The organism is Pseudomonas sp. 1912-s (assembly GCF_029269205.1).
In the GTDB taxonomy this organism is placed as follows: domain Bacteria; phylum Pseudomonadota; class Gammaproteobacteria; order Pseudomonadales; family Pseudomonadaceae; genus Aquipseudomonas.
Window position 1 is genome coordinate 250248 of record NZ_JARIXR010000008.1, and the last position, 7868, is coordinate 258115.

Here is a 7868-nt window from a genome sequence, read left to right on the forward strand (position 1 = left end):
TTGTCTGGTTGCGGCTTACAGGGTGGCGATGTAGGCCGGTGGCGGATGCAGGTCGCAATTGCGCCCGGCCTTGGCCACCTGGCCCGGCAGTTCATGGCCGAGCAACGCCGGCAATTGCCGCGACATCTGCAGCAGGTGCGGCAGGTCGATGCTAGTGTGAATCCCGACTTCTTCGCACAGGTTGACCAGGTCTTCGGTGCAGATATTGCCCGACGCGCCGGGCGCAAACGGGCAGCCGCCGAGGCCGCCCAATGCCGCATCAAAACGTCGTGCCCCCGCCTCGTAGGCGGCCAGCACATTGCACAAGCCCAGGCCGCGGGTGTTGTGGAAATGCAGGGTCAAATCTCTGGCTGGAACCCGTTCCAGCACGCGCTTGACCAAGCGCTCCACCTGACGCGGATTGGCCATGCCCGTGGTGTCCGCCAGGCTGATGCCCTGGATGCCCAGTTCGCGATAGGCGTCGACCAATTGCAGCACGCGGTCTTCGTCGATCTTGCCTTCGAACGGGCAACCGAAGGTCGTGGCGATGCTGCCGTTGAGGCGCACCGGAAAGTCAGCAGCAAAACTCACAATGTCGCCAAACGCTGCCAACGACGCTTCGCAGCGCATGCGCATATTGGCCAGGTTGTGGGTCTGGCTGGCGGACATCACCAGGTTCAACTCATCGGCCCGGGACTCGATGGCACGCTGGGCGCCCTTGAGGTTGGGGATCAGCGCCACGTAGATAACCCCGGGACGGCGGGTAATGCCCTGGAACACCTGCTCGCCATCGCGCAACGCGGGAATGGCCTTGGGCGACACGAACGAGCCGGCTTCGATCCGGGAAAACCCGGCAAGGGACAGTTGATCGATCAGGGCGATCTTGTCGACGGTCTCGACCCAGGTCGGCTCGATTTGCAGGCCGTCCCGGGGCGAGACTTCCTGCACGATCAAGGCATCGGAATAGTTTTTCATTGCACCACTCCTGACGTTTTCAGGCGTTGAATGTCTGCGCCGGTCAAGCCCAGGTCGCCGAGGATCGAGTCGGTGTGCTGGCCCAGACTCGGGCCCTGCCAGTTCACCGCGCCAGGGGTTTCCGACAGCTTGGGCACAATGCCGGGCATCTTCACGGTCAGGCCGCCGGGCAGGTCGGCGCTGAGCAGCATGTCGCGGGCCTGGTAGTGCGGGTCGGTGACGATATCGGCCACTGAATAGATGCGCCCCGCCGGAACTTCGGCGGCTTCCAGGGCGCTGAGCACCTGATCGATGGGCAGGCTGCTGGTCCAGTGAGTGATGGCCGCGTCGAGCAGGCCGCTCTTGGCGGCGCGGCCGTCGTTGTGGGCAAACTCCGGCGCCTCGGCCAGGTCGGCGCGGCCGATGGTGAGCATCAGGCGCTTGTAGATCGGGTCGCTGTTACCGGCGATCACCACGTAGGCGCCGTCGGCGGTCAGGTAGGTGTTGGACGGCGCGATGCCCGGCAAGGCGCCGCCGCTGCGTTCGCGCACATGGCCGAGCATGTCGTATTCCGGCACCAGGCTTTCCATCAGGTTGAACACGCTTTCGGCCAGGGACACGTCGACGATCTGGCCATCGCCCTGGCCGGTCTTGACCCGCAGCAGCGACATCAGCGCGCCGATCACCCCGTGCAGCGACGCCAGGGAATCACCGAGGCTCACGCCGACCCGCGCCGGTGGCGAATCCGGGTTGCCGGTGGTGTAGCGAATCCCGCCCATCGCCTCGCCGATGGCACCAAAGCCCGGGCGGTCGCGGTAAGGGCCGGTCTGGCCGTAGCCGGAGATGCGCACCAGGGTCAGCTTGGGGTTGAGGGCGTGCAACACGTCCCAGTCCAGGCCGAGTTTTTCCAGGCCACCGGGGCGCAGGTTTTCGATCAGCACGTCGGCGTCGCCCAGCAGTTGCTTGACCAGGTCCAGGCCTTCTGCGGACTTGAGGTCCAGGGCCAGGGACTTCTTGTTGCGCGATTGCAGGTACCACCACAGCGACGTGCCTTCGTGCAGCTTTCGCCATTTGCGAAGCGGATCGCCCTGGCCCATGGCTTCGATCTTGATCACCTCGGCGCCAAACTCGGCCATCAGGCGGGCGGCGAAGGGCGCGGCAATCAGGGTGCCGATCTCGATCACCTTGATACCGCTCAGGGGAGCCGTCATGGGGTGTACCTCTTGTTCTTGGAATGTGGGGCCAAGGCTAGAGGACACGGGCAGCAGAAATCCAACCGTCAGTTGGCAACGAGCGTTCGCGAAATGCGAAGGCTCGGGGATTTTGGGCGCTCTTTAAATCGCTATCGCGGGCAAGCCCGGCTCCCACAGGGGATCGATTTTTCCCCAAACATCTCGGTCAACTGTGGGAGCAGGGCTTGCCCGCGATGAGGCCTGCAGCGTTTCGCTCAGCCCTGCTCCCGACGCAAATAATCGAACAGCAACCGACTTACCGGCGACAACTGCGCCTCATCACGCACCACCAGAATCAGGCTGCGGTCCGACCACGCATCAGTCAGCGGCACCGCATGCAACCCCAACGCCCGACCAAACAGCTCGTAAGCCTTTTGCGGCAGGATACCAATGCCCATGTTGGCCTGGACCATCCGGCACATCGCGTCAAAGCCCGGCACGTGGATCCGCAGGCGCAGCACCTTGCCCGCCTCCCGCGCGGCTGCGTGGGTACGCATGTTGATCGAACTGGCGGAATGCAGGCCCACGTAGTCGCTGTCCAGGGTCTCGACGAAACCCACTGCCTTGCGCGCCGCCAACGGGTGATCCGCCGGCATCAGCACCACCAGTTTGTCCCGCCGATAGGTCACGCCCGGCAGGCCTTTGGTATCGGTGTCGCTGGAACAGATGCCCAAGTCCGCGACACCGTCGAGCACGCCCTGCACCACGCCATTGCTGGGCCGCTCTTCCAGGTCGGCTTTCACCTGTGGGTGCAGCGCGGAAAAGTCGCGCAAGTCTTCAGGCAGGAACTGAATGATCGCCGAGAGATTCGCCAGCATCCGCACATAACCACGCACGCCATGGCTGTGTTCGCCCAGCTCCAGGCCCATCTTCTCGACGTTGAACAGCATCTGCCGCGCATGGTGCAGCAAGGTCTCGCCGGCAGCCGTCAGCTGCATGCCCTTGGCCTGGCGCACAAACAGGCTCACGCCCAGCACCTGTTCCAGCTCCATCAAGCGCTTGCTGGCCGCCGAGACGGCGATGGCTTCACGGGCGGCGGCGCGGGTCAGCGTGCCTTCTTCATGCACCGCCACAAACAGTTGCAGGGTGATCAGGTCCAGGCGGCGAACCAGGCTTTTGTGCAGCATCTAGGCGAGCTCGGTGGCCAGGCGATTGATGTCGGCCTGCTCCACCACCGGCAGAGGTGCGCCGTGACGGACAGCCGAGAGCATCGCCCGGCCGACGGTTTCCGTGCTCACCACCCAGGCCGGCCGCACATGGCGCAGCAACGACAACAGCGGGCCGGTGACAGTGTAGAGGGATTGGTAGAGCGGGGTTTTCGAACGCACACCGTGCAGCGGCTGAATCACCCCGGGACGGAACAGGTACACCGCCTTGAACGGCAGGCGCAGCAAGGCGTTCTCGGTCTTGCCCTTGATCCGCGCCCACATGGTTTTACCGGTTTCGCTGCTGTCGGTACCGGCGCCGGACACGTAGATAAAGGTCATCTGCGGGTTGAGCCGGGCCAGGGTGCTGGCAGCCACCAGGGTCAGGTCGTAGCTCAAGTGAGTGTACTTGGCCTCATCCATACCCACCGAGGACACGCCCAGGCAAAAGAAGCAGGCATCGAAGCCTTGCAGCAGATGCTCAAGGGGCTGGAAGTCGAACATGTCGGCATGCAGCACCTGGTGCAACTTGCCGTGTTCCTGGGTCAGCGCGGTCCGGCCGACGGCCACCACTTCCTGCACGTCACTGGCCAGCAGGCACTCGCGCAACACGCCCTGGCCGACCATGCCGGTGGCGCCGAATAATAGAACTCTCATAAGGTTGGTTCCTAAGCGACAAGCGGTTAGCTTCAGGCGGCTAGTTAGAGACAAACACACTAGCAGCTTGTAGCTTGCGGCTTGCAGCTTACTGCTCAACAGGATCTTTTGCCCCTTGAAAAGCACCACCACCCTCGCCATCGCCTGCAGCGCGGCCTTTCTGTCCCAGGTTGGCATCAGCAGTTACCTACCCGCCGTACCGGCGATTGCCCACGCATTGCCTGCCGCCGAAGACCAGGTGGCGCTGGCCCTGGCGGTGTATTTGATCGGCATGGCGCTGCCGATGCTGCTCTGGGGCAGCCTCGGTGAGCGGGTTGGCAGAAAGCCGGTGCTGCTGGCGGCGTTGGCGCTGTATGCCCTGGCCAGTGCGGCGATTCCGTCCGCCTACAACCTCGAATCCTTTCTTGGCCTGCGGCTGGTTCAAGGCCTCGGCGCGGGCGGTGTATCGGTGATGGCGCGGGTGCTGGTTCGCGACAGTTTCAGCGGTGCGCTGTTGGCCAAGGGGCTGTCGTGGCTGGGCATGACATTCGTGATCGCGTTGGGCATCGGGCAGTTTGTGGGCTCGCTGTTGCAGGTGGCATTTGGCTGGGAAGCGGTCTTTTATGGGCTGGCGATGGCGGCTGCCGGCTTGATGATTGCGCTGCAACGGGTGGTGTTTCCGACACTGGAAAAAGCCGCCGGGCACGTCTCGGCCTGGCGCATCTACGGCACGATCCTGCGCCATCCGGCGTTTCTGCGTCCTGCATTGGCGGGCGGTTTGGGTTACGGGGTGATCATCGCCTTCAACACCTGCGCCCCCTTGATCTTGCAGGGCCATTTCCAGTGGAGCGCGGCGCAATATGGCTGGCTCGGCTGGCCGATCAGCGGGGCGTATCTGGCGGGGGCGTTGATGGTCAATCGCCTGGTCGCCCGCACCGGGCGCCTGTCGATGATGAGTTGGGGCGTGGCGTTGGTGATGTGCGGCAGCGCAACGATGTTGCTGGGCAGCCTGTTTGCCAATGGCCTGGCGATTCTATTGTGGTTGCCTTACTGCCTGGCGGTGTTCGGGCAGTCGATGAGTTATCCCATCAGCCTGTCGCTGGCCAATGATGAGTCGCCGGTGAGCGGCTCCTACGCCATGGCCTTGAGCGGCTTTATGCATCAGTTGATGGCCGCGGTGATCGGTGGTGTGGCCAGCCTGCTGGCGAGTCAGCAGGCCTGGCCGTTGACGGTGTTGTGCGGGGTGCTGGCGGGCGGCGCACTGCTGAGCGTCGCCCTGATCAGAGCGATCAAAACGCGCTGCGAAAGATCTCCTCAATCTGACGCTGATCCGCCCGCCGTGGATTGGTCAGGCCGCAGGCATCCTTCAGTGCGTTGCTCGCCAGCAGCGGGATGTCCTGCAACTTGGCGCCCAACTCCCGCAGCCCGGCAGGAATTTCCACATCCTGGGACAGGCTGCGAATCGCCGCGATGGCCGCCTGGGCGCCCTCTTCCGCCGACGTACCCTTGATGTCGGCACCCAACGCGCGGGCCACATGGCTGAGGCGTTCGGCGCTGACGCTGGCGTTGAAGCTTTGCACGTGGGGCAACAGCACCGCATTGCACACGCCGTGTGGCAAGTCATACAGGCCGCCCAACTGGTGAGCCATGGCGTGCACGAACCCCAGGGACGCATTGTTGAAGGCCATGCCGGCGAGGAACTGCGCGTAGGCCATATTCTCCCGGGCGGCCATGTCTTTACCGTCGCGCACTGCAATGCGCAGGTTGGCACTGATCAGCTCGATGGCCTTGATCGCGCACGCATCGGTGATCGGGTTGGCGGCCGTGGAGACGTAGGCTTCGATCGCATGGGTGAGCGCGTCCATGCCAGTGGCGGCGGTCAGGCCCTTGGGCATGCCGACCATCAGCGCCGGGTCGTTGACCGACAGCAGCGGCGTGACATTGCGGTCGACGATGGCCATTTTCACGTGGCGGGTTTCGTCGGTGATGATGCAGAAGCGGGTCATTTCGCTGGCGGTGCCGGCGGTGGTGTTGATGGCCACCAGCGGCAGTTGCGGCTTGGCCGACTGGTCGACGCCTTCGTAATCCCCAATGTGCCCACCGTTGGTCGCACACAGGGCAATGCCCTTGGCGCAGTCATGGGGCGAACCGCCACCCAGGGACACCACGAAATCACAGGCGCTCTGTTTCAGCAGGGCCAGGCCTTTTTCAACGTTCTCGACATTCGGGTTGGGCTTGGCGCCGTCATAGATCACCGAGTCGATGTCCTGCATCGCGAGTTTTTCGGCGATCATGCTGGCAACACCTGCCTTGGCCATCCCGGCGTCGGTAACGATCAGCGCCTTGCGGAAACCGTAGTTGCGAATGGCGGTCATGGCTTCGTCGAGGCAGTCGATGCCCATGATGTTGACGGCGGGAATGAAGAAGGTGCTGCTCATGGTGGCTAATCCTTTAAAGTCGTTATGCCTACAGCATCGACCTCGATTGCCTGCGGCATCTTGACCAGGATCAACGCCCGCTCGTGATAAAGTCACCGCCCAGCCGATTTTGAGTAGACCCGCCGCAATGAAGGATTCCCAGGATTTTGATGCCCACCTAGAAGACTGGAACGCCTTGCGCAGCAGTACCGCCTTCAGCGGGATCCTGATCGGCAACGGCGCCAGCCGCGCAGTGTGGGAAGACTTTGCCTACGACTCACTGTTCGAAAACGCCCGCACCGTGGAAGAAAAACCCCTGAGCCAGTCTGAACTCAGCGTGTTTGACGCGATGCAGACCCGCAGCTTCGAACAGGTGCTGGGGGCGCTGAAGACCACCAGCCGGGTCAACAAGGCCCTGGCGGTCAGCTCGGCGGCGCCGCGTAATCGGTACTACGCGATCAAGGAAGCGCTGATCAACACGATCCACAGCGTGCACATCCCGTGGCGCCTGGTGAAGCCTTCGACGCTGGCGACGATTCATCAGGAATTGGCGAGTTACCCGACGGTGTTTACCAGCAATTACGACTTGCTCAACTACTGGGCGATCCTGCAGGCGCCGGGCATCGATGATCTGTTTCGCAGTGCCGATGCGAGCTTTGACCTGCGCAATACCGTGACCGACACCACACGCGTTCTGTACCTGCACGGCGGCCTGCATCTGGTGCGTAACCTTGACGGTACGGCGCGTAAATTGCCGACCACTGACAGCACGTTGCTCAGCAGTTTTGCGATCAACAATACGATCAAGACGCTGGATGATGTGCCGTTGTTTGTCAGTGAGGGGAAGGTTGAGGAGAAGCTGAAGACGATTCGCAGTTCTGACTATTTGTCGTTCTGTTATGAGCAGTTGTTGAGCCATGAGGGTGGGCTTTGCATTTTCGGGCATCACCTCGGCGCGCAGGATGTGCATCTTGTGCAGGCGATTCGGCAGGCGAACGTCAGCACTTTGGCGATTTCGGTGTTTGGTCGTAGTGCGGGGTTTATCCAGCAGCAGAAGCGGCGTTTTGCGGAGCTGTTTGAGGGGATGGATGTGGAGTTGCGGTTTTTTGATGCGCGTAGTCATGCGCTTGGCACGCCGGGGCTTTCGGTGCCGGTGGAGCGGTGATGGGGGGTGGGGGTTGTGTACATATCCGTTATTTAGGTAACGGCTACTTAGGGTTTCGCTCTTACAGCGACTCACTTTGGAAAAGCCCCAAAGTAAGCAAAGGGCTCTGCCCCGCCTGTCGGCACCTCGCTAAGGCTCGGTGTGCCCTCACTCCGGCATTGCTCCGCGGGCCGCCGCGACGGGGCGTCCCTGCCCCGTCGCGGCTAAACCGGCGTCCTGCCGGTTTACCCGCTCCTCAATCCCTGCGTTCGGCCTCGGGCTTATTGGGGCAGTCAGAGCCAGATCAAGATCAAAATCTACAGCACAGCGGCCTACAGGCCGGCTTGAGTGGTAGAAGCCA

6 protein-coding genes and 1 pseudogene are annotated in these 7868 nt (G+C 62.7%); 2 read left to right on the top strand and 5 right to left on the bottom strand.

Translation table 11 applies throughout. The annotated features are described in order from the left end of the window. Nucleotides 1-15 precede the first annotated feature (15 nt). From P3C29_RS13365 to P3C29_RS13380, 4 genes are all read right to left on the bottom strand, one after another. Entirely contained in the window at nucleotides 16-954 is a 939-nt protein-coding gene (locus P3C29_RS13365; RefSeq protein ID WP_275964690.1) for a hydroxymethylglutaryl-CoA lyase, read from the bottom strand. Then, complete coding sequence (locus P3C29_RS13370; protein ID WP_275964691.1) at nucleotides 951-2144, bottom strand: CaiB/BaiF CoA-transferase family protein; 1194 nt, start codon at nucleotides 2142-2144, stop codon at nucleotides 951-953. Before P3C29_RS13370 ends, P3C29_RS13365 begins: the two co-directional genes overlap by 4 nt. A gap of 236 nt (nucleotides 2145-2380) precedes the next feature. Continuing rightward, nucleotides 2381-3292: a LysR substrate-binding domain-containing protein gene (locus P3C29_RS13375; protein ID WP_010176630.1), complete on the bottom strand. Its 912-nt coding sequence runs from the start codon at nucleotides 3290-3292 to the stop codon at nucleotides 2381-2383. Continuing rightward, complete coding sequence (locus P3C29_RS13380) at nucleotides 3293-3967, bottom strand: NAD(P)H-binding protein (protein ID WP_275964693.1); 675 nt, start codon at nucleotides 3965-3967, stop codon at nucleotides 3293-3295. A gap of 115 nt (nucleotides 3968-4082) precedes the next feature. Here P3C29_RS13380 and P3C29_RS13385 point away from each other — a divergent pair. Beyond that, nucleotides 4083-5269, top strand: a pseudogene (locus P3C29_RS13385) (MFS transporter). On the opposite strand, the gene yiaY reads toward P3C29_RS13385, so the two are convergent. Beyond that, nucleotides 5236-6384: an L-threonine dehydrogenase gene (gene yiaY, locus P3C29_RS13390; RefSeq protein WP_010176633.1), complete on the bottom strand. Its 1149-nt coding sequence runs from the start codon at nucleotides 6382-6384 to the stop codon at nucleotides 5236-5238. The pseudogene P3C29_RS13385 and the gene yiaY overlap by 34 nt on opposite strands. Nucleotides 6385-6511: 127 nt before the next feature. Between yiaY and P3C29_RS13395 the strand changes: the two genes are divergently transcribed. After that, nucleotides 6512-7528, top strand: a complete 1017-nt coding sequence (locus P3C29_RS13395) for a DUF4917 family protein (RefSeq protein ID WP_201121503.1) — start codon at nucleotides 6512-6514, stop codon at nucleotides 7526-7528. Nucleotides 7529-7868: the final 340 nt, after the last annotated feature.